This window comes from Arthrobacter terrae (assembly GCF_015708085.1).
Lineage (GTDB): Bacteria > Actinomycetota > Actinomycetes > Actinomycetales > Micrococcaceae > Arthrobacter_M > Arthrobacter_M terrae.
Genome location: NZ_JADNYM010000004.1, coordinates 95,754 through 116,948 on the forward strand (window position 1 = coordinate 95,754; position 21,195 = coordinate 116,948).

Genomic DNA, 21,195 nt, shown 5'->3' on the forward strand with positions numbered 1-21,195 from the left:
CCATGACAACGAGCTACAAGCCATTTGAGAGCATTACTACGGTCGCCTGCATCAGTGTGGGCACCATCGGCGCCGGCTGGGCCGCCTATTTCCTAGCCCGCGGCTTCCGGGTCCAGGCCTGGGATCCGGCGCCCGGTGCCGAGGCCCGGCTCCGGGCCCTGGTCGATGCCGCCTGGCCCGCGCTGACCGAATTGGGACTTGCTCCCGGAGCGGATAAGAACAATTTCAGCGTGTCTACGGATTTGGCGGAGGCCGTGGCCGGTGTTGGCTTCGTCCAGGAGAGCGCCCCCGAGGATCTGGAACTCAAGCGCAAGCTGCTGGCCGATATTGACGCCGTCACCGCAGAGGACGTCGTCATTGCCTCCTCGACATCCGGATATGCGATGACGGAGATGGCCACCGCTGCGGCCACCCCCGCACGTTTGGTGGTGGGCCATCCCTTTAACCCTCCGTACCTGATTCCGCTGGTCGAAGTTGTCGGCGGCGAGGCAACCGCGGCCGCTGCCGTCGAATGGGCGTCGGGCTGGTACGACTTTATCGGCAAATCCGTGATCACGATGGATCATGAGGTGCCCGGATTCATTGCCAACCGGCTGCAGGAGGCGCTCTGGCGTGAAGCGCTGCACATGATCAATGCGGGCGAGGCCACCGTTGAGCAGATCGACCGCTCCATCACCGACGGTCCGGGCCTGCGCTGGCCGATCCAGGGACCGATGGTGACCTTCCATCTGGCCGGCGGCCAGGGCGGAATGGCACACATGCTCGATCACTTCGGCCCATCGCTCAAGTCTCCCTGGACCCGGCTGGACGCCCCCGAGCTGACCGACGAACTCCGCAATGCCGTGGTGGCAGGCGTTGACGAAGCCGAGCCCCGGTCCGTTGACGAGCTCATTGCTGAACGCGATGCGGCGATTATTGCCATTCAGAAGGCTGTCGCCCAGGTCAGGACCAATAGCCGGTGACGGGTACCGGCTTAACCGGCGGAGCCCTGCCGCGGTACCGGTGCACGGTCGCCCCGGAATGGATCGACTATAACGGGCACATGTCGGAGGCGTTTTACGTCCTGGTCTTTGGCTACGCCACCGATCAGGTCATGGTGACGCTCGGCATGGACGCCGAATACCGGAACACCGCCGCGGCGTCGCTCTATACCGTCGAAGCTCATGTGCGGTATCTGGCCGAAACTTCCCTCGGCGACGAATTGGAAGTATCCACGGTTCTGGTCGAGTCCGGCCCCAAAAAACTGCATCTGGCCCACGAAATGCGGGTCGTGTCCGCGGAAGTGAGCGCCTCAGCCGACGCACAGGCCGGGCCTCCCGCTGCCACCGAGGAACTGCTGGCCCTGCACGTAAATACGGAGTCCGGCCGCACCGTCGTCTTTGGCGAAGCGATACGGGATATCATCGCTAACTACACGTTGGCACCCGGGATGGAACCTCCCGACTGGGTGGGGCGAACCGTCAACCGCTAACCGGCCGCGAAAGACCAGACGATGAACGCGAGTATTTGCTCATGGAACCCGAAAACACTACTAACGGATTATCAATAGACGGCCTATTAAAAACGGCGGTCCCGTCCCGCCGCGGCCTGCTCGGCGGTAGCCTGGCCCTGGGCGTCGGTGCACTGCTGACCGCGTGTGGGGGAGGGACGACGACGAAAGTCGCGGCACCTACCGGACCCCCGCAACGGGGCGGCCAGCTGCGCGTGGGTTTGGCCGGCGGCGGCTCCGCGGACACCCTGGATGCTCACATTCCCGTGAGCACCACCGATATTGCACGCGTGGTTAACCTGTACGAACCGCTGCTGTACCGGGACGAGAATTACGATCTCACCCCTGCCCTGGCCACCAAGGTGGAGCCTTCCGCGGATGCGATGGTGTGGACCGCCCACTTACGCAAAGGCGTGCTCTTTCACAACGGCAGCCCGCTCACCGGCACCGATGTGAAGTCCACGTTCGCGCGAATCGTGGATCCATCCAGTCCCAAGAGCGGAGCGGCTTCGCTGACCAAGGTTCTGGATGAGGTCAGGATCCTGGACGAGAATACCGTTGAATTCCGGCTTAAGACGCCCTCGGCGATCTTTGACGACATCCTGGGCCAGTATGCGATGGGCATTGTCCCGACCGGCTACGATCCGAAAAAGCCGGTAGGCACCGGTCCGTTCAAGTACGAGTCATTCACGCCCGGTCAGCGCAGTGTTTTCAGCCGAAATGAGCACTACTGGCGGTCGGAGCAGCCGTATCTCGATGAACTGGTGATCCTTAATTTCAACGACGATGACGCGCTTGTCAACGCGCTGCTCTCAAGCCAGGTTGACGCCATCGGCCAGCTGCCGTTGGCTCTGGTCGAGGTGGTTAGCGCCGATCCGCGGATCAGCGTGCTCAACTCCGAAACGGGGTCGTGGATGCCATTCACGATGCGCGTGGACCGGCAGCCGTTCGACGACGTTCGGGTACGGCAGGCAATGCGGCTGGTCGTGGACCGGCCGCAGATGATTCAGCAGGTGCTCAGCGGCTATGGCCGGGTCGGCAACGATCTATATGCTCCGTTTGACCCGGGCTACGCCAAGGACCTGCCACAGCGCAAGCAGGACATTGTCCAGGCGAAGAAGCTGCTGGCGGAGGCCGGCTACCCGGACGGGCTCGCCGTCGAGCTGGTCACCGCCCCGATCCAGGCCGGTGCCGTGGAGGCCGCGCAGGTCTTCGCGCAGCAGGCAGCCGAAGCCGGCATCAACGTCCGGATCCGGCGGGTCGATACCACCACATTCTTCGGTGAGAACTATCTGAAATGGGATTTTGCACAGGACTTTTATTACACCCGCAATTTCCTGCCGCAGGTCAATAACAGTTCCCTCCCTGACTCGCCGTATAACGAAACGCACTGGGACAACGCTCCGTTCCAGAAGCTGGTGAATGAAGCCAAGGCAAGTGTCGATGAGGAAAAGCGCAATGCGCTGATCGCGGAGGCCCAACAAATCGAATACGATTCAGGCGGCTATATTATCTGGGGATTCGCTAATCAGGCCGACGCTTACCAGCGCTACGTTGCCGGTCTAATTCCCAATAAGACCGGACTGGCGCTATCCGGGTTTGAATTCCGCCGCGCATGGCTGAGCGGAGTTCAGTCATGATGCGGCTTATTGGCCGCAGGCTGCTGATCAGCATCCTGATCCTGTTCCTGGTTTCCATCCTGGTTTTCGTGGCGACCCTACTGCTGCCCGGGGATCCGGCTCGCGCCATCCTCGGCCAGCAGGCCACCCCTGAACGCCTCGCAGCGCTTCGTGAACAGATGGGTCTGACCGACCCCGTCTGGCTGCGTTATCTGCACTGGTTCGGCGGGCTTTTTGTCGGGGATCTCGGCACGTCCACCTCGGCCGGCGCTCCGGTTACCGAGGTCATCGGGGCCAGGATCGGCAATTCGCTGGTGCTGATGGTTATCGCAGCCGTCATTGCGGTGCCCGTGGGCCTGGTGGTGGGCACCTACAGCGCCCTGCGCCGCGGCAAGGCCACGGACCACGTGTTTACCGGCATTTCACTGGTGTTGGCCGCACTGCCGGAGTTCGTCGTCGGCATCATCTTAATTACGCTCTTCTCCACCACGGTCTTCGCCATTCTGCCATCGGTGACCATGGCGGCACCGGGGCACCCGGTGTGGGAAGTTCCCAGTCAGCTCGTGCTGCCGATCCTGACGCTGGTACTGGTGGTCACGCCGTATATGGTCCGGATGATGCGTGCCACCATGATCGAGGTGCTGGATTCCGGCTGGGTGGAAATGGCGAGGCTCAAAGGGGTGCCGGAGCGGCAGGTCATTATGCGCCACGCCGTCCCGCACGCCTTGGGCACGGTAGCCCAGGTGATCGCGATGCAGCTGGCCTGGCTGGCCGGCGGAATCGTCGTCGTCGAATTTTTGTTCCGCTATCCGGGGGTCGGCGCGGCTATGGTCGACGCCGTCACCAACCGTGATGTGCAGGTCGTGCAGGCGCTGTCCCTGCTGATCGCCGGCGTTTACGTTGTGGTGAATCTGCTGGCCGATGTCGTTGGCATCGTGACCAATCCAAAGCTGCGCAGGGAGGAGTCACGATGATCGGCACCGAAACCAAAACGCAAACCATCCAGGAAACCAAGGCGCCACCGGGGTTGCTGCGGCGTATGCTGGCCCAACGTCAGGGAAAGATCGGCGTTGTCCTGGCCGGCGTCGTCGTCCTTGTCGCCTTCCTGGGCCCGGTGCTGATGACGCTTATTACCGGCTATACCAGCACCGAGTTTGTCGGTCGGCCCTTCCAGCACGACGGCGTCTTCGGCACCGACAATTTGGGCCGGGACATCCTCAGCCGATTCCTCGACGGCGGATTGCAGCTGGTCATCTACGCCGCGCTGGCCACGTTGCTGGGCATGGCCCTGGGTGCCGCCGCCGGGATGCTCGCCGCGTACCAGGGCGGCTGGCTGGATGGGATCATTATGCGCGGCAACGATGTGCTGCTGGCCATTCCGCAGCTGGTCTTCGCGCTGCTGGCCATCACGGTGCTGGGTCCGCAGGGCTGGGTCCTGGTGGTGGTCATTGGGATCACACACGCCCCGCGGATCGCCCGCGTGGCACGCTCCGCCACGCTGGCCGTGATCACCGAGGATTATGTGGCTGCGGCGCAAATGTACGCCGTGCCGCGGTGGAAGATCCTGCTGCGTGAGGTGCTGCCCAATATCACCGGCCCGCTGATGGTCGAGCTGGGCCTGCGCATGACGTATTCGATCGGCGCCATCGCGTCGCTGTCCTTTTTGGGGCTCGGCCTTCAGCCGCCGACCGCCGACTGGGGCCTGATGATCAACGAAAACCGTATCGCGCTGATCATCCAGCCCTGGGGCGTGGTGCTGCCGGTGCTTGCCATCGCCGTGTTGACCGTGGGGACCAATCTGATCACCGATTCCCTGGCCCGTGCCTCGGCCCATCTGAACGTGAAGGACACCAAGTGAGCGAACTGACCGAAAGCGATCCACGGCCCGATACCGCGGCCGGCGCCGGGGCGAAGATGTTCGGCAGCCCCGGAACCGTTGCACTGCGGGCGGACGGGCTGAAAATCACGTCCACCGCCGGCAAGGAGATCCTGCATGGCGTCTCCTTCAATCTGGTTGCCGGAAAGATCCGCGGCCTGGTCGGTGAATCCGGTTCCGGCAAAACCACCGCGGGTCTGGCCTGTATGGGCCATTTCCGTGCGGGGCTGCTGAACACCGGCGGCTCCGTGGCGCTGTACCGGGACGGGGAAGTGCTGGAGGTGCTGTCCTTGAACGACGCCGGGCAGCGCAAACTGCGCGGCGGGTCCATCTCCTATGTGCCCCAGGACCCATCGCTCTCGCTTAATCCGGCGATGCGGGTGGGCGAGCAGATCATGGAGGTTCTGCGCATTCACCGGCCCGAAGACTCCGAGCGGGACCGCCGCGGGCGGATTACCGAGGTGCTGGCCGAGGTCGGGCTGCGCAACGACAAGGCCTACCAGCGCCGTTACCCGCACCAGCTCTCCGGTGGCCAGCAGCAGCGGATCGGCATCGCCATGGCCTTCGCCTGCCGCCCCGCCGTGATGATCCTGGACGAACCCACCACCGGTCTGGACGTGACGACCCAGGCCATGGTGCTGAAAACCATCGGCGAGCTCACCCGCCGGCATGCCGTCGCCTCGCTCTACATCACTCACGACCTCGCCGTTGTGGCCGAACTGGCCGACGACGTCACGGTGATGCTGCGCGGCGACGTTGTCGAGGACGGACCGGCGAAGCAGGTGCTGTACAGCCCGCAGCACGCCTATACCCGCCGGCTGATCCGCGCGGTTCCGGATTTGGCCGGCAGGCACCGGATCGGCGAGGTAAACGCCGTCACCGGCGCCCACCCGATCGTCACCGCCGCGGGACCGATCGTCGACGCCGCTCACCCGATCGTCGACGCCGCCGGCACCGGTCCGGGAGCTCCACAGGGACCAGCATCGGGCAGCGAGCCCGTCAGCGGCACGCGCGCGGGAGAACGAGCAGGGCGCCATGCGCTACCGGTCCCACATGATGCGGCTCCGGCTACCGATAACCTACTCAACGCCACGGGCATCCGGCTTAACTACGGTCCCGCGCAGGTGCTCGACGGCGTCGATCTGCACTTGGGCGTCGGTGAGTCCCTGATGCTGTTGGGAGAATCCGGCTCAGGTAAGACCACTCTGGCCCGTTGCCTGGCCGGTCTCAACGACCGGTACCAGGGCAACGTCAGTCTCTCCGGGACACAATTGCAGCCGGGGGCACGGCAGCGGAGCATTACCGAGCGCCAACGGATCCAGTATGTTTTCCAGAGCCCCTTCTCGTCGCTGAACCCGCGCCGGACCATCGGCGAATCCGTGGCGGTTCCCCTGCAGATGGCGGGCCAGGATAGCGGCCGCCAGCAGCGGGCCAAGGTGCTGGAGGTTCTGGACCAGGTAAAGCTCGGTGCCGGATACATCGACCGACGGCCCGGTGAGCTCAGCGGCGGGGAGCGGCAACGCGCCGCCATCGCCCGGGCGTTGGTTAACGCCCCTTCGGTCTTGGTCTGCGACGAGGTGACCTCTGCCTTGGACGTTTCCGTTCAGGCAGCCATCATCGACCTGCTCCGCACCCTGCAGGTCGAAACCGGGATGGCGATGCTCTTCGTGACGCACAATATTGCCCTGGCACGGCACATTTCCCAGCGGATGGCCGTGCTGCAAAAGGGCAGGATCGTCGATGTGGGACCCACCGACGATGTGCTGGATCATCCGCAGAGCGATTACACCCGTGAACTCATCACCAACGTACCAACGCTTTAAGGAGGGATGTCCATGGGTTCGATGCAGGACGCACGCGAGCCGGAGGCACAGGAGCCGGACGCACGGGAGACGACGGTCGATCAGCAGGGGTTTGACCCGCTGGGCCCCAGGGTCCGGAGCGCGGTAGTCGCCTCCGGCCGGGAAGTGAACTTCATCGATGAGGGGGAGGCAGGGTGGCAGCCGCTGCTGTTCCTCGGCGGCGCCGGAACCACCGTCCGCGCCTTTGGCCTGCTGGAGTTCGCGCGTTCCCTGCGCGAGCAGCTGCAGGTACGGGTGATATCCGTCGAACGCAACGGGCTGGGGCAGACGCCGTTCAATCCAGCGGTCGGTTTGGCCGAATACTCGGCGGACGTCTGGTCGCTGCTGGACAGTCTTGGCATTGACAAGGTCTCAGTAATCGCTATTTCCGGCGGCGGACCCTACGCCGCCCAGCTTGCCGCTGCCCATCCTGGCCGGGTGAGGTCACTGCATCTGGCCTGCGCCTTGTCCGAGACTCTGGACGGGTCCGGCGCACAGTTTGACGCGGGAGCCGTTGCCGTGGATCCGGTGGCCTGGTGGAGATTCCCGGCGGAGAGCCCCGTGCACCGGATCCCTGGCTTTGATGATTCGGTGGTCGAGGAGGCCGTCCGCGGCCTGTTTGCCCGCGGCCGGGATGTTTCACCCGACGGGCTGGTACAGGCTTTCGACCTGTACCGCACCGTGGCCCTGCCCGCACTGAGCGCTGTCGACGCACCAGCCTTTCTCTATTGGGGAAGTGCCGATTCCACCGTCCCGCTCGCTCACCTGGAAAGGTGGCGTTCGGCGCTGCCGAACGTGATTGAGGAGCGTATCTACGACGGCGAGGGTCATGACGTGCAATACCGGCACTGGGACCAGATCCTGGCCGATGTGGCGCAGCTGGGCCGTGTAATGGTGGTCAATGACGGCCGGAACACCATCCTGGCTGCCCCCGGCCGCGCCCAGGAGATACTCGACTCCGGGGGCTCCTTGGGTCTGGCTGCCTGGAGCTGAGTCGGCTGCCGGCGCTGGTTCGTCGGACCACCACCAGCTGAGCATCGTTTACACGTCCAGCGGCCCAAGGTCTCCGGGAACCTGACGGTTCACGAAGAAGGAATTTTTGGCTGGTCGCGTGCGTCTCGCGTTATTTGAGACGACCGACGGCGGCCCGGCCGCTCCCGGCGGAATGCCAGCCGTGCGCGCGGGGTCTTTGTGCGGGCCGTAATTGTCATCATGAGCACCCTGCTGGTCATCGGGCCGCCCGGCGGCCGGAGCTAAACGGACTTTCCGCGGGTGCCCTGATTGACCATTTTCCGGTGCAGAGTTGGTCGCGTACATCGGGCCGTCGTTCAGGCCTGGTTCCCGGGCACGAACCCTCAGCTCAACGAAGTGGCACCGGCCCGGATTGTTCGGGGGCGGTGAGTTGCTTCCTCCAGCCGCGTGGGCATGGCCGGGATTAGAGTGTGCGCTGAAACGGAGGAGTCCCGGGACCCTGGGACGACGCAGAGGGTAGCTTGCTAGACGGTCTACGTCGGTAAGAGTGCGTTGAACACCGGTTCACGGCGCCACTTCTTGGGCCTAGGACGGGGCGCATTCCGTCGATATTGGTTCCAGTAGTGACCGGAGAGCGCCATGCCCGCCAGCTGAGCCTTGACATAACCGGCAAAATTCGGTGCGTTAGCATCAACCAGAACGGCCGGTAGCGTTTTGGATCCTGGCCGAGTTGCCCAATAGCTGCACTGCTTCTTGATTGCCGCTAAAACCGCGTCAGGTCGCCGCTCTACCGTGAGGGAGAGCATGTCATCCGGAAAATTCTTCAAATCTTTGTAGTTTGCCGTCACCAGATAGTCGACATGTCAATGCGCGGCTGCCGCGAGCACGTGAACGAGCGTGGCCCCAGGTTGCATCGGCTCAGCCTATGCGATTCTCGAGGCCACGCCTACGACGACAACTAGTCCTGATTGAAACCCAAGGAGTCTTCCAGCTCCCGAAGCTCGTCGAACGAATTACGTTGTTTGCCCACGTGCTCCGCCACCCGGTGAAAGCCCGCCAGCGCGGCCCACATTTGTGAAACCGGTGTCGAACCTCGACAGGAAGGCATCGTTGGTGGTCGGCAACGGCCGACGGCGGCCCGGTCACCTCCGGCGGAATGCCAGCCATGTGCGCGCGGTTGGACAGCATATGAAGCGAATAGGTTTCCTCTCCTTTGGCCATTGGGGTCCGCTCCAGGGCTCCGGCACCCGCACCGCCGCGGATGCGCTGCTGCAAAGCATCGATCTGGCCGTGGCCGCGGAGGAACTGGGCATCGACGGCGCCTTCTTCCGGGTGCATCACTTTGCCCGGCAACTGGCCTCTCCGTTCCCCTTGCTGGCCGCGATCGCCGCGAAGACCAGCCGGATCGAAATGGGCACCGCCGTGATTGACATGCGCTACGAGAATCCGCTGTATATGGCGGAGGAAGCCGCTGCCACTGACCTGATCAGCGCCGGGCGGCTGCAGCTGGGCATTAGCCGCGGTTCACCCGAGCCCGCCCTTGATGGACCGGCATCGTTTGGCCACGTTCCGCTGCAGGATGAGACGCCGGCGGATATGGCGCGCCGGCACACGGAAGAATTCCGGCACGCCCTTACCGGTGGCGGTATTGCCCGCGCGGGCACGGGCTACCACGGCGGTGGTCCGGCCGCCCTGCTGCCGGTCCAGCCGTCGTCGCCCGGGCTGGGGGAGCGGATCTGGTGGGGCGCCGGAACCCGCGCAACCGCCGTGTGGGCAGCCGAGCAGGGGATGAACCTGATGAGTTCCACCCTGCTCACCGAGGACACCGGAGTGCCGTTCGACCAGCTGCAGGCCGAGCAGCTGCGGCTGTTCCACGGGACCTGGAACCAGGCCTGGAACGGTGCTGGTGCCGGCCATGGGCGCCGGCCTCTGACCTCGGTCAGCCGCAGCGTGCTGCCCGTGGTCGACGACGAGGACCGCTACTACTTTGGGCAGCAGGGGCCGGCGGACAATCATGACCAGGTCGGGGTGCTTGACGGCGCCATGTCCCGGTTCGGCAAGAGCTACATCGGCGAGCCGGACGTGCTGGCCGAACAGCTGGCCGCCGACGAGGCCGTGCAGGCCGCCGATACGCTGCTGCTGACCGTGCCGAACCAGCTGGGCGTGGCGTACAACGCCAAGCTGCTGGCCAACGTCGCGAAGTACATTGCCCCGGCGCTCGGCTGGACGGCGGCGGCGTCGGCTGCCGGCGAGGCTCACGGACCTGTCCGGTAGCCCGGCGACCTGCGTTAGTTCCCGATATCAGCATCATGGCGGTCGAACTATCCGCCGAAACGCGCGAGGACGGCCGCGTCCTGCTACACCTTGACGGATCAGCGCAATGTGCACACACTGTACATACAAAGGAGAATGCGATGAGTACCAGTTCCCTCCATCCCAAGCCCGTACGAAGCCAGCGCATCAACGTCAGGGCTACGCCGCGCCAGGAACAGCTGCTGCGCCGGGCCGCTGAAGCTACAGACCGCTCCATGACGGATTTCATCTTGGAAAGTGCCAGCGTGGAGGCGGAGAGAATACTGGCCGATCGCCTGTGGTTCGTCGCAGACGAGCCGCAATGGGCCGAGTTCAAGCGGCTGCTGGAACTTCCTTTGACATCCACCGCCAAACTGGCCAAGCTGGCGCGCCGCCCAAGCCCGTTCCAGGGAGAATGAGCCACGCATCGCCTGACGCGCCTCGGAAGCTGCTGCGCACCGATAACCGTGACGCCTTCGCTTGGGGGGCTGCGGAACTGGACGAGTGGCTTCGCAGGTACGCCTTCCAGAATCAGCGCGCGAACAGCGCAGTCACCTATGTAGCCTGCGACGGGAAGTCCGTGGTCGGCTACTACGCGATAGCCGTCGGGGCGGTTGCAAAGCAGGGAGCTCCGCCGGCAATAACTAAAGGTGGCCCCTCGGATATACCCTGCATTCTTCTGGCCCGGCTAGCAGTGGACAAGCGGTATCAAGGCACCGGGCTCGGGGCGGGACTCCTTCAGGATGCATTGAAGCGCGCGGTGTTGGTGCGCGAAAGCATCGGGGGGAATGGCTGTGCTTATCCATGCTCGCGATGCCGCCACCTGGTCATTTCACGACCGTTACGTGGACGCACATCCTTCCCCGTTGGATGACCTGCAGCTCATGATTCCCATGAAGGCTCTGCGCGCCGAGTTCGCTGGTTTCCTGCCAGGCCGCTGAATACCGAATAGCGGCTACCCGCGGCAGGCAGTCCGTCTCCTCGTCCACATGGATGAAGTGCCTGCCGTGCCGCTCGTCCAGACGTTGAGGGACGACGGCGTCAGGCTGGTTCCGGTGCCGGCGTAACCGGAGCGGCTGGCCTGACGACGGGAGTTGCTGTTCATCTTCGAAGCAGTCGACGACGACTTCTCCCCCGGACGTGTCGGCGCGGCAGGTCGCTCCGCCCGATCTCCGCCGCCCCACCACCAGGCTGAGCGCCGCCGCCATGGCTTTTCGCCCTCAGCAAGGAAAATGCAGCTTCAGCAGTTTCATCCCGACATACTCTTAGCCGAAGGCTACGGAGCGGGCGCCAGCGGTTTCGGGGTTATGTACGTTCTGTACAGTGAAAAGCTAGTATTAGCTTATGAGTGAGATGAGCGTGACGGACGCACGGAGTCGCTTGTCCGAAGCGGTTGATACAGCCCGGGTCAAGCATGAACCGGTTTACCTGTTGCGCCACGGCCGACGGGTCGCTGCTTTGATAGATGCAGAGGACCTCGCCAACCTAATTGAGGCTGCCGAGGATCTGGACGATCTGAAAGCCGCAAACGCAGCCCGGACGGAGATGGCTGAAAGCGGCCAAGGCCCCATCCCTTGGGAGGAAGTTAAGGCAGAACTCGGCCTCACATGACTTACGCCGTGCAGATCGCACCGGCAGCCGCACGCCAATTGCGCAAGCTGCCTCCTGAGTCTCGCCGGCGAATTCAAGCAGCGATCGAGTTGCTCGCTGTTACGCCACGCCCTCGGGGACGAAAAAGCTCGCCGGGAACACGGGAGATTGGCGTATCAGGACCGGAGATTACCGGGTCGTCTATGAAATTCATGACGATCGGCTTGTTGTTCTGGTCATTGCTGTGGGCCACCGACGCGGGATTTACCAGTCGATTTAAAGGTCAATCTCGTGCTCGACTGCCTCGTCAGATGGCGGGCGAATTCGGGCCCTTCCTAAGCTTGTGGTTTCGAAACCCGTGGTGCTTGTCCCCGAGTCCTGGCACGTGGACGTTTGCGAATGGAGCCACACGGTAGGGATCATAAAGTCCGGTTTTTAGCTCGCCAGGAAGACGATCAGCAAAACCACGGATCATCTTGGCCTCAATGGCGTGGACATCGCCATCGGCCGGAGCGTAGTGGACGAATAGGGACGGCAGGGCCCGAAGCGCCTTGAGCCACCACCCGCCACTGTGCGGAGACCTCGCGCCGATAAGTGTCGAGTGGTACTGCTGGATGCGCTTTGACAGAGACGTTCCCGCGAGCCCAATGTACAGAACCGGCTCGTCGGCCAGCCAGAATTGTTGAAGACGCGCCTCAAATGCAAGTGCGGTGGCGGCCTGAGCATCTATTGAAAAGTCACCGCATATCTTCACGAGGTCTTCGTAAGCCTGATTGTCAAAGGGCAATTGCGGGATGCCACTGGCCGTGGAATGAATGTCGGACGTTGTCGAGACCACGTAGACTCCCGGGCGATCTTCGGGCACGCGCTCACCCCAGTGGACACATCCTGCGGGCCTAAGCGAGGCATCGCCGAATACTTCATCAACGGAAACTGGCATGTGGCGAGTCTAAAGGAAACAAGCCGCATACTGCTCTTGCCTCCGCGCGTTATCGCACCTGCTCGTGCGGAAATGCGGCTGAACGAATTCAGCCCTGACAGGCTGGACAGATTCTCGAACAACGTTGCCGGCGACCATCCGGCCACCGCACGCCACTCTAAAATCGTCCTCACCTCCGCAACCTGCAGGACCTTGAGGACGCGGTTAAGACATCATGCTGCCCGATTCCTGCGGGCCGGCTGCTGCACTGGCGAGGCGCAGCCAAGTGTCCACAACGGTGTCCGGGTTCAGCGACACGGAATCGATGCCTTCGCCAACCAGCCACTGAGCAAAGTCCGCATGGTCGCTGGGCCCCTGCCCGCAGATCCCCACGTATTTCCCCCGGGCCTTGCAGGCCGTGATGGCCATGCTCAGCAGCTTCTTGACGGCGGGGTTGCGTTCATCAAAGCTGCCGGCGACTATGGCGGAATCGCGGTCCAGACCCAGGGTCAGCTGGGTCATATCGTTGGAGCCGATGGAGAACCCGTCGAAGTGGTCCAGGAATTCATCGGCCAGCAGTGCGTTGGCGGGCAGCTCGCACATCATGATGACCTCCAGCCCGTTTTCGCCGCGGCGCAGTCCGTTCTCCGCGAGCAGGTCGATCACGCCGCGGCCCTCGTCCAGGGTGCGCACAAAGGGGATCATCAGCTTGACGTTGGTCAGACCCATCTCATTGCGCACAAAGGACAGAGCCTCGCACTCCAGGTCGAAGCAGTCCCGGAAGGATGGCTCCAGGTAGCGGGAAGCGCCGCGGAAGCCGAGCATCGGGTTTTCTTCATGCGGCTCGTAGGCTGGTCCGCCAAGCAGGTTGGCGTACTCGTTGGACTTGAAGTCGGACATGCGCACAATCACCGGTTGCGGCGCGAACGCGGCGGCGATGGTTGCCACCCCTTCGGCCAGGCGCTTGATGTAGTAGTCGCGTGGACCGTCGTAAGCGGCAATCCGCTCCCGGATTTGCGCTGCCACGTCCGCCGGTTGTTCGTCCACGTTGAGGAGGGCCTTGGGGTGGATGCCGATCTGGCGGTTGATGATGAACTCCAGCCGGGCTAGGCCGACACCGTGGTTGGGCAGCTGCGCGAAAGCGAACGCCTGCTCCGGTGTGCCAACATTCATCATGACCTTAACCGGGGCCTCGGGCAGCTGGGTGACCTCGGTTTCCTGGACGCTGAAATCCAGAAGTCCTTCGTAGATCAGCCCGGTCTCGCCTTCGGCGCAGGAGACGGTCACCTCGGTGCCGTCGGAGAGGATGTCCGTGACGTCTCCGGTGCCGACGACGGCGGGAATCCCCAGTTCGCGGGCGATGATCGCCGCGTGGCAGGTGCGTCCGCCCCGGTTGGTGACGATGGCGGACGCGCGCTTCATGATAGGTTCCCAGTCCGGGTCGGTCATGTCCGCGACGAGGACGTCACCGGTTTCGAAGCCCGCCATCTGGTCGATGGCGGTGAGGATGCGGACGCGGCCGGCGCCAATGCGCTGTCCAATGGCACGGCCTTCGGACAGCACCCGGCCGGTCTCGTTCATGAGGAAGCGGCTGAGCCGGCCCGCGGGCCGACGGGACTGCACGGTCTCCGGGCGGGCCTGCAGAATGTAGAGGCCACCGTCGATTCCGTCTTTGCCCCATTCGATGTCCATGGGACGCCCGTAATGACGCTCGATGGCGAGGGCATGGCGCGCGAGCTGTTCGACGTCGTCGTCCGTGATGCTGAAGCGGTTCCGCAGGGCAGCCTCGACCGGCACAAAATCAATGGTGCGGCCGATGTCACGATTGGCCGTGTATGTCATCTGCAGCGCCTTCTCGCCCAGTCCGCGCTTGAGGATAGCGGGTCCGCCCGCCTCGAGAGCGGGTTTGTATACATAGAACTCGTCCGGGTTGACGGCGCCCTGGACCACGGCCTCGCCGAGGCCGTAGGAGGAGGTGACGAAGACGGCGTCCTGGAACCCGGATTCGGTGTCCATGGTGAACATGACCCCGGATGCCCCGACGTCGGAACGCACCATGCGCTGGACTCCGGCCGACAGCGCGACCTCGGCGTGCTCGAATTTGTGGTGCACCCGGTAGGCGATGGCACGGTCGTTGTAGAGCGACGCGAACACATCCTTGATGGCCAGCAGGATGTTGTCGATGCCCCGGACGTTCAAAAAGGTTTCCTGCTGCCCGGCGAAGGAGGCATCGGGAAGGTCTTCGGCCGTCGCGCTGGAACGGACAGCCCAGGAAAGGTCCGTTGAGCCCCCGTGCTTGTCCACCAACTTCTGGTAGGAGGTGCGGATCTGGGCTTCAAACTCCGGCCGGAAGGGCGTCTGCCGCATCAGGGTCCGAATTTCCTGGCCCGCCTCGGCCAAGGCAGTCACGTCATCGGTGTCCAGGCCGACCAGCCTGTCGGCAATCCTCCGGTCCAGGCCCGAGTCGGCCAGGAAGCTGCGATAGGCGTCCGCCGTGGTGGCGAACCCATCCGGCACCTGGACGCCGGCCGAGGTCAGGTTCGTTACCATCTCACCGAGAGAGGCGTTCTTGCCGCCCACCCGATCCAAGTCCTTGAGTCCGAGTTCTGAGAACCACAGGATGTCTGTCGTCATGGTCATTGCTCCTTTGCAATCGGCGGCATGTGCGGCGCTGCCTCGGTGTTCGGCGGGCACGGGTTGAAAGCGTCCCCGTCCACCGTGGCAGGTTTCCCCCAAATTTTCCATGTGACGTGTGCCACGCGCCTTTTGTGACACTTTTCTCTAATGTCTGAGCTGCATCCGCTGCAGGATGGTGGCAGCCATTTCCTCCACAGACACGCTGGCCGAATTCAGGTAAGGAATCCCATGCGAGACATACAAAAGTTCGGCGCTGCGCAGCTCAAAGCCGCACTGGCGCAGCGAGGCGTACGGAGAGCCGCGACGACGTTCGGTGCGGACCTGGCTCAGGCGGAGGGGATTGGAGGTAAGGCCAAAGCACTTCCCAACAAGCGGCCGTAATGGCTTCGGGAGCCCCTCCTGTTCGAAATCCTCGTCCACGAGCGGGAAGTTCGCGGCGAAGATGCCGTGCTGCAGCGCCAGATACATGGTGGTGGGTGTCTTGCCGCAGCGGGAAGGGGCCACCAGAATGATCTGGGCCTTTTCCAACGCCCGCAGACTCTGACCGTCATCATGTTCCATGGCGTATTCGACGGCAGTCATCCGGGATTGATAGCGGGCGGCGTTTCCCAGACCATGCGCACGGCCCGGTTCGCCGCTGGCAGGGGTGCCAAGGGCCCGTTCCAGTTGGCCGACGTTCGTCCCGATAAGGTCCACCATCGTTCCCTTGCATCGGGCCAGGGTCCGGCGGATGTCGCCGTTGACGGCGGTGGAAAAGACGATCGGTGCCGGGCCGCGGGCGGCGAGTTCATCGATGGTGTCCACGACTGCCTGCGCCTGTTCGACGGTCATGATGAAGGGGACCGTCGTGCGGTCAAAATTGTTGAAGGGGAACTGCGTCAGCAAGGTGTTGCCGAGCGTTTCTGCGGTGATGCCCGTACTGTCCGAGAGGAAGTACACCGGGCGGGGAATCTCATCAGTCATGAACGCATTCTCCCCCAATGTCGCGGCGATGCCGTCAGTGGAGTTGAGTTCCGGTGGGGTGGGGAGCTTCGCGGGGTCCATGCGGATCAGGCCGTCGCATGGGCTGTATCGGCAGCATGGCGGTTTCTTGGCGGGTGTGCCCGGAGTCCTCGATGCCTTCGGCGATGTGGGCTAGGTGTTCGGGGATGTCGCGGCCCTTTTTGTGCATGGCGGTGGCCCAGAGGCGTCCGGTCCGGTAGGAGGAGCGCACCAGCGGACGGGACATGATGCCCAGGGAGCGCATAGCGGAAGGCCGATCGGATGCGCTTGAAGATCCCGGCACCGTCTCCACATTGTGGGCGAAAAGCTCCGGGGCGGAATCGTAGATCACGGCGATATGCTCGGGCTTGCCGGAGAAGTCAGGGATGAGCAACTCGACGCCCGTGTTCGGGTTCAGCTCGTGGATCTTGCACACCGGCTCGGCGTAGGGCCAGACGCCCTCATCGGCCAGGTCGCCGGGGGCATTCGGATCCGCCGATGAGGAACGTCGCCTCCCGGTCCTCCCATCACTCAAAGATGCAGCTGGCCTCCTCTCATACAGTGTGCAGGCCCTGGCCCTTGACCAGGTTCTGGAGCTGGCGCTGGAATGCTGGCGACGGCGGCAACGAGGCCTTCTGCCGTCGGGGCCAGCACCCGTGTCGGTCGTTACCCGATGATGCGGTAACCGGTGCCATCGGATTCGATATGCACGGGCATATCGGTCGTACCCAGCTGGCGCATCGTGGCAACTCCGAGACCAAGAAGTCCGGAACGACTCCCTTTTGGGTTCCACGAAACTGTTCGGGATAGATTATGGACGGTTACCAGTAGCATGCTGGGCTCTGGCGGAAACAAGTACTTGGAACCCGCTGGTATCCGAAGGAAGCTCCTCGAGCGGTCCTTCTCGGTTATGGGCTGGGAAGGAACGCTGCCGCTATGTCCGGAAGGGGGAGGAATTACGGGCGCTGCAAGCGACTTCACAGATTTTTCGACGGGGGAGCCAGGATCTAAAGGTCCGGCGATGGCGGGCGAATTCGGGCCCTTCCTAAGCTTGTGGTTTCGAAACCCGTGGTGCTTGTCCCCGAGTCCTGGCACGTGGACGTTTGCGAATGGAGCCACACGGTAGGGATCATAAAGTCCGGTTTTTAGCTCGCCAGGAAGACGATCAGCAAAACCACGGATCATCTTGGCCTCAATGGCGTGGACATCGCCATCGGCCGGAGCGTAGTGGACGAATAGGGACGGCAGGGCCCGAAGCGCCTTGAGCCACCACCCGCCACTGTGCGGAGACCTCGCGCCGATAAGTGTCGAGTGGTACTGCTGGATGCGCTTTGACAGAGACGTTCCCGCGAGCCCAATGTACAGAACCGGCTCGTCGGCCAGCCAGAATTGTTGAAGACGCGCCTCAAATGCAAGTGCGGTGGCGGCCTGAGCATCTATTGAAAAGTCACCGCATATCTTCACGAGGTCTTCGTAAGCCTGATTGTCAAAGGGCAATTGCGGGATGCCACTGGCCGTGGAATGAATGTCGGACGTTGTCGAGACCACGTAGACTCCCGGGCGATCTTCGGGCACGCGCTCACCCCAGTGGACACATCCTGCGGGCCTAAGCGAGGCATCGCCGAATACTTCATCAACGGAAACTGGCATGTGGCGAGTCTAAAGGAAACAAGCCGCAAACTGCTCTTGCCTTCGCGTCGTCACGCTTCCACATCGTCGTTCTCCATTAGCCTGGCCAAGTGAACACTTTCGTTGGGGGAACAAACGAGGACCGAATCGCTGATCCGCTGGTGCAGGGCCTCTACGAGTCGCTTCACACCGACGGTCTGGCTGCTCGGTTGGCCGCCCAGCCGGATCTCACTTCCACATTCGAAAAGGTCGACGACGACACCTCCCCGGAGGTCCTGGCACGCCACGTCAGCGAACTGGCACGGGTCGCGCTTGCACAAGCGAAACCGGAACACAGGGTCGCCCTGGCAAACAATCTCCTGCAGGCGCTGCAGCATCCGGACACCATCCACCCGGGTCCGCAGGAACTGAGATCCCTCGCCGCTCCGGCGGGCCTGCGTCGCCGTAATCTCCGCCGCCCCACCACCAGGCTCAGCGACGCCGCCCTGCTCACCAACGGCAAGGATGATCCGAACCTCGCCGCGGAGATCCGCGCCGAAATGGCGTCGGCCAGCCGGGTTGATCTGCTCTGCGCCTTCATCCGCTGGACAGGGCTTCGTTTGCTGGAACCGGCACTGGAGGAGCTGCGGGGGAGGGGCATCCGCCTTCGGGTTCTGACCAGCACCTATATGGGTGCCACTGAACGCCGGGCCATCGATGATCTGGTGACCAAGTACGGCGCCGAGGTCAGGATCAACTATGAAACCCACGCCACGCGCCTGCACGCCAAGGCATGGCTCTTCCGCCGCAGCACCGGTTTCGATACGGCCTACGTGGGCAGTTCAAACCTCAGCGCCGCGGCCATGCTGGACGGCCTCGAATGGAACGTCCGGCTGTCCTCGGTGGGCACGGCGCGATTGCTGCAGAAATTTGAAATCACCTTTGACAGCTATTGGGAGCAGCGGGCCTTTCAGCCCTACGATCCGGGGAACGACGGCGACAAGCTGGACGCCGCGCTCGCCCGCAACGGCGGCCGAGCAGCCAGCCGGCCGGACACTTTCACGGGTCTGGAGGTGCAGCCTTACCTTCATCAGCAGGAGATGCTCGAGGACCTTGAATCGGCGCGCGCAATCCACGGCCGGCACCGCAATCTGCTAGTCGCCGCGACCGGCACCGGCAAGACAGTTGTCGCCGCACTGGATTACCAGCGGCTGTGCGCAGCAGCCGGCCGGGACCTGACGCTGCTCTTCGTCGCGCATCGGCAGGAGATCCTCAAGCAATCCCTGGCCACCTACCGGAACGTCCTACAGAGTGGCTCATTCGGTGAGCTCTACGTTGGTGAGCACAAGCCCAAGGATTGGAAGCACGTCTTCGCCAGCGTGCAGTCCCTGGCTGCCCTCGGGATCGGGACCATCGAACCGGGCCAGTTCGACGTCGTCGTGATTGACGAATTCCACCATGCGCAGGCGCCCACCTACCGGGCCATTCTGGAGCACCTGCAGCCACAGGAACTGCTCGGTCTGACGGCCACTCCGGAGCGCGGCGACGGGATCAACGTCGCGGACCAGTTCTTCAGCGGCCGGACCGCCAGCGAGCTGCGCCTGTGGGATGCGCTGGAGGCGGATCTGCTGGTCCCGTTCCACTATTTTGGGGTGGCCGACGACGTCGACCTGAGCCAGGTGGAGTGGAAGCGCGGCAACTATGACACCGGGCAGCTGGACCGGCTCTACACCGGCAATGATGCCCGCGCGGCCAAGGTCATCAAAGAGCTCCGCGACAAGGTCACCAGCACCGATGGCATGCGTGCGCTCGGTTTCTGCGTGTCCGTGCAGCACACGCACTACATGGCCGAGGTCTTCAACGCCGCCGGTATCGCTGCCGTCGCCGTGTCCGGGCAGACGCCCGACGACGAACGTGCGGCCGCGCTGTCGCGGCTCAGGAGCCGCGAACTGAACGTGATCTTCGCCGTCGACCTCTTCAACGAAGGTCTCGATCTGCCCGAGGTGGATACGATCATGCTGCTGCGGCCTACCCAAAGTGCCACCGTCTTCCTGCAGCAGCTGGGCCGCGGGTTGCGCCGGGCCAAGGACAAGTCTGTGCTTACCGTGCTCGACTACATCGGCCAGCAGCGCCGTGAGTTCCGCTTCGACGCCAAGTACCGCGCCTTGACCGGGCTCAGCAGGAAGGCCTTGGAAAAAGCCGTCATCGACGAATTCCCGTTCCTGCCGTCCGGCTCGCAAATTGTGCTGGACCGGGTGGCTCAACAGATAGTGCTGGCGAATATCAAAGCCCAGCTGAGGTTCAACCGGGCCCAGCTCGTTACCGACGTGCGCTCGCATGCCGAACTGCTGCTCGAAGACTTCCTGCGCGAATCGGGCAATTCGCTGCAGGACGTGTACAGGAAGACCGGCGATTCCTGGACCGCGCTGTTGCGCGACGCCGGTCTGCTCGAGGACGGCCGGATGGCCAGTGGCGATCAGCTTGCCTACATCGACCGTCCGGTACCGGTTGCGGCTGGGCCCGAACGTTCCATTGCCGAAGAACTTCTTGTTCTCAAGCGCATGACCCAATTGCTCTGTATTGACGATCCCGAACGGGCCGATGCTTATACCCGGCTCACCTCGCCCGGCGCTCAACGCTACGACGACCTTGGACTGCGCGAACAGACCTTTGCCCGGATGCTCTTCTTCGCGCTCTGGCCCGAAGCCGGCGGCTTCACCTCCTACGACGAAGGCATTGATTATCTTCGCCAGTTCCCGCATGCCTGCGCCGAAATCCAGCAGCTGGCAGCGCTGGGTCTCAAGCGCTCGCGGTATGCGCCCAAGGGCTTGGGGCATGGACTTCAACACATTCCGCTCTACTCCCACGCCACCTATCGCCGTGAAGAGATCCTCGCAGCCCTCGGATTTTTGTCCGTGCATGGCCGGAAAGCCCGGCACCGCGAGGGCGTTGCCTGGAGCGCGGAGACCAAGACGGACGCGTTCTTCGTGACCCTGGAGAAGGACGTCAAGGACCGCGCCGCGTCCATCATGTACAAGGACTACGCGCTCAGTGAGGACCTGTTCCACTGGGAATCACAGAACTCCACCTCGCCCGAAAGTCCTGTTGGGCAGCGGTACCTGGACCACAAGGCATTCGGTTCCCAGATCCTGTTCTTTACCCGGGCCCGCGAAAACGACGACACTGGCATGACCATGCCGTACACCTGCCTCGGGCAGGTCGACTATGTGCAGCACTCGGGATCAAAGCCAATCGCCATCACCTGGAAGCTGCAGCGGCCGATGCCTGCGGACGTGTTTGTATCGGCGAGTGCGGTGGCCCAATGACCCATACAACTTTCACGTGTCCCATTTGTGGCGCGGACTTCGACG

18 protein-coding genes and 1 pseudogene are annotated in these 21,195 nt (G+C 63.3%); 13 read left to right on the top strand and 6 right to left on the bottom strand.

Annotated elements, in window-relative coordinates; translation table 11 throughout:
• Positions 1-2: 2 nt before the first annotated feature.
• From IV500_RS03700 to IV500_RS03745, 10 genes are all read left to right on the top strand, one after another.
• On the top strand, positions 3-962 hold the full coding sequence (locus IV500_RS03700; RefSeq protein WP_196395476.1) for a 3-hydroxyacyl-CoA dehydrogenase NAD-binding domain-containing protein: 960 nt from the start codon (positions 3-5) through the stop codon (positions 960-962).
• Complete coding sequence (locus tag IV500_RS03705) at positions 959-1,471, top strand: thioesterase family protein (protein ID WP_312875818.1); 513 nt, start codon at positions 959-961, stop codon at positions 1,469-1,471. Before IV500_RS03700 ends, IV500_RS03705 begins: the two co-directional genes overlap by 4 nt.
• A gap of 41 nt (positions 1,472-1,512) precedes the next feature.
• Positions 1,513-3,129 carry an ABC transporter substrate-binding protein gene (locus tag IV500_RS03710; RefSeq protein WP_196395477.1) on the top strand — a complete coding sequence of 539 codons (1,617 nt, stop codon included), beginning with the start codon at positions 1,513-1,515 and terminating at the stop codon, positions 3,127-3,129.
• The gene (locus tag IV500_RS03715) at positions 3,126-4,082 is read left to right on the top strand and encodes an ABC transporter permease (RefSeq protein WP_196395478.1); all 957 of its coding nucleotides are present in this window, start codon (positions 3,126-3,128) and stop codon (positions 4,080-4,082) included. Before IV500_RS03710 ends, IV500_RS03715 begins: the two co-directional genes overlap by 4 nt.
• Positions 4,079-4,966: an ABC transporter permease gene (locus tag IV500_RS03720; protein WP_196395479.1), complete on the top strand. Its 888-nt coding sequence runs from the start codon at positions 4,079-4,081 to the stop codon at positions 4,964-4,966. Before IV500_RS03715 ends, IV500_RS03720 begins: the two co-directional genes overlap by 4 nt.
• Before the next feature lie 56 nt (positions 4,967-5,022).
• Positions 5,023-6,807, top strand: a complete 1,785-nt coding sequence (locus tag IV500_RS03725; protein ID WP_196395557.1) for an ATP-binding cassette domain-containing protein — start codon at positions 5,023-5,025, stop codon at positions 6,805-6,807.
• Between the two features lie 12 nt (positions 6,808-6,819).
• Positions 6,820-7,818, top strand: coding sequence for an alpha/beta fold hydrolase (locus IV500_RS03730; protein ID WP_196395480.1), 999 nt, complete (start codon positions 6,820-6,822; stop codon positions 7,816-7,818).
• A 1,167-nt stretch (positions 7,819-8,985) separates the two neighbouring features.
• Entirely contained in the window at positions 8,986-10,071 is a 1,086-nt protein-coding gene (locus IV500_RS03735) for an LLM class flavin-dependent oxidoreductase (protein WP_196395481.1), read from the top strand.
• 140 nt (positions 10,072-10,211) lie between these two features.
• On the top strand, positions 10,212-10,508 hold the full coding sequence (locus tag IV500_RS03740) for a type II toxin-antitoxin system TacA family antitoxin (RefSeq protein WP_196395482.1): 297 nt from the start codon (positions 10,212-10,214) through the stop codon (positions 10,506-10,508).
• On the top strand, positions 10,505-10,963 hold the full coding sequence (locus IV500_RS03745) for a GNAT family N-acetyltransferase (RefSeq protein WP_230854431.1): 459 nt from the start codon (positions 10,505-10,507) through the stop codon (positions 10,961-10,963). The genes IV500_RS03740 and IV500_RS03745 overlap by 4 nt, the downstream gene beginning before the upstream one ends.
• Here IV500_RS03745 and IV500_RS03750 read toward each other — a convergent pair.
• Positions 10,917-11,297 carry a hypothetical protein gene (locus IV500_RS03750; RefSeq protein ID WP_196395574.1) on the bottom strand — a complete coding sequence of 127 codons (381 nt, stop codon included), beginning with the start codon at positions 11,295-11,297 and terminating at the stop codon, positions 10,917-10,919. The genes IV500_RS03745 and IV500_RS03750 overlap by 47 nt on opposite strands.
• A gap of 136 nt (positions 11,298-11,433) precedes the next feature.
• Here IV500_RS03750 and IV500_RS03755 point away from each other — a divergent pair, with 136 nt between their 5' ends.
• Positions 11,434-11,700: a type II toxin-antitoxin system Phd/YefM family antitoxin gene (locus tag IV500_RS03755; protein WP_196395483.1), complete on the top strand. Its 267-nt coding sequence runs from the start codon at positions 11,434-11,436 to the stop codon at positions 11,698-11,700.
• Positions 11,701-11,887: 187 nt separating this feature from the next.
• Positions 11,888-11,959 (top strand): type II toxin-antitoxin system RelE family toxin, encoded by a 72-nt coding sequence (locus tag IV500_RS22090; RefSeq protein ID WP_312875827.1) that lies wholly within the window; start codon positions 11,888-11,890, stop codon positions 11,957-11,959.
• Between the two features lie 27 nt (positions 11,960-11,986).
• On the opposite strand, the gene IV500_RS03765 is transcribed toward IV500_RS22090, so the two are convergent.
• From IV500_RS03765 to IV500_RS03785, 5 genes and pseudogenes are all read right to left on the bottom strand, one after another.
• On the bottom strand, positions 11,987-12,619 hold the full coding sequence (locus IV500_RS03765) for a hypothetical protein (RefSeq protein WP_196395484.1): 633 nt from the start codon (positions 12,617-12,619) through the stop codon (positions 11,987-11,989).
• A gap of 204 nt (positions 12,620-12,823) precedes the next feature.
• Positions 12,824-15,232: a phosphoenolpyruvate synthase gene (gene ppsA / locus IV500_RS03770; protein WP_196395485.1), complete on the bottom strand. Its 2,409-nt coding sequence runs from the start codon at positions 15,230-15,232 to the stop codon at positions 12,824-12,826.
• Positions 15,233-15,379: 147 nt separating this feature from the next.
• Positions 15,380-16,198: a pyruvate, water dikinase regulatory protein gene (locus tag IV500_RS03775; protein ID WP_196395486.1), complete on the bottom strand. Its 819-nt coding sequence runs from the start codon at positions 16,196-16,198 to the stop codon at positions 15,380-15,382.
• 34 nt (positions 16,199-16,232) lie between these two features.
• Positions 16,233-16,911, bottom strand: a pseudogene (locus IV500_RS03780) (lipoyl synthase).
• Positions 16,883-17,866 (bottom strand): hypothetical protein, encoded by a 984-nt coding sequence (locus tag IV500_RS03785; protein ID WP_196395487.1) that lies wholly within the window; start codon positions 17,864-17,866, stop codon positions 16,883-16,885. Before IV500_RS03785 ends, IV500_RS03780 begins: the two are co-directional and overlap by 29 nt.
• A gap of 137 nt (positions 17,867-18,003) precedes the next feature.
• Between IV500_RS03785 and IV500_RS03790 the strand changes: the two genes are divergently transcribed.
• Positions 18,004-21,150 carry a DEAD/DEAH box helicase gene (locus tag IV500_RS03790; RefSeq protein WP_281063978.1) on the top strand — a complete coding sequence of 1,049 codons (3,147 nt, stop codon included), beginning with the start codon at positions 18,004-18,006 and terminating at the stop codon, positions 21,148-21,150.
• Positions 21,151-21,195: the final 45 nt, after the last annotated feature.

Coding starts and splice junctions, on each gene's coding strand:
- IV500_RS03775 (WP_196395486.1), bottom strand. CDS start 16,198: ATGACTGATGAGATTCCCCGCCCGGTGTACTTCCTCTCGGACAGTACG.
- ppsA (WP_196395485.1), bottom strand. CDS start 15,232: ATGACGACAGACATCCTGTGGTTCTCAGAACTCGGACTCAAGGACTTG.
- IV500_RS03725 (WP_196395557.1), top strand. CDS start 5,023: ATGTTCGGCAGCCCCGGAACCGTTGCACTGCGGGCGGACGGGCTGAAA.
- IV500_RS03740 (WP_196395482.1), top strand. CDS start 10,212: ATGAGTACCAGTTCCCTCCATCCCAAGCCCGTACGAAGCCAGCGCATC.
- IV500_RS03750 (WP_196395574.1), bottom strand. CDS start 11,297: ATGGCGGCGGCGCTCAGCCTGGTGGTGGGGCGGCGGAGATCGGGCGGA.
- IV500_RS03735 (WP_196395481.1), top strand. CDS start 8,986: ATGAAGCGAATAGGTTTCCTCTCCTTTGGCCATTGGGGTCCGCTCCAG.
- IV500_RS03765 (WP_196395484.1), bottom strand. CDS start 12,619: ATGCCAGTTTCCGTTGATGAAGTATTCGGCGATGCCTCGCTTAGGCCC.
- IV500_RS03745 (WP_230854431.1), top strand. CDS start 10,505: ATGAGCCACGCATCGCCTGACGCGCCTCGGAAGCTGCTGCGCACCGAT.
- IV500_RS03710 (WP_196395477.1), top strand. CDS start 1,513: ATGGAACCCGAAAACACTACTAACGGATTATCAATAGACGGCCTATTA.
- IV500_RS03730 (WP_196395480.1), top strand. CDS start 6,820: ATGGGTTCGATGCAGGACGCACGCGAGCCGGAGGCACAGGAGCCGGAC.
- IV500_RS03755 (WP_196395483.1), top strand. CDS start 11,434: ATGAGTGAGATGAGCGTGACGGACGCACGGAGTCGCTTGTCCGAAGCG.
- IV500_RS03785 (WP_196395487.1), bottom strand. CDS start 17,866: ATGCCAGTTTCCGTTGATGAAGTATTCGGCGATGCCTCGCTTAGGCCC.
- IV500_RS03700 (WP_196395476.1), top strand. CDS start 3: ATGACAACGAGCTACAAGCCATTTGAGAGCATTACTACGGTCGCCTGC.
- IV500_RS03720 (WP_196395479.1), top strand. CDS start 4,079: ATGATCGGCACCGAAACCAAAACGCAAACCATCCAGGAAACCAAGGCG.
- IV500_RS03715 (WP_196395478.1), top strand. CDS start 3,126: ATGATGCGGCTTATTGGCCGCAGGCTGCTGATCAGCATCCTGATCCTG.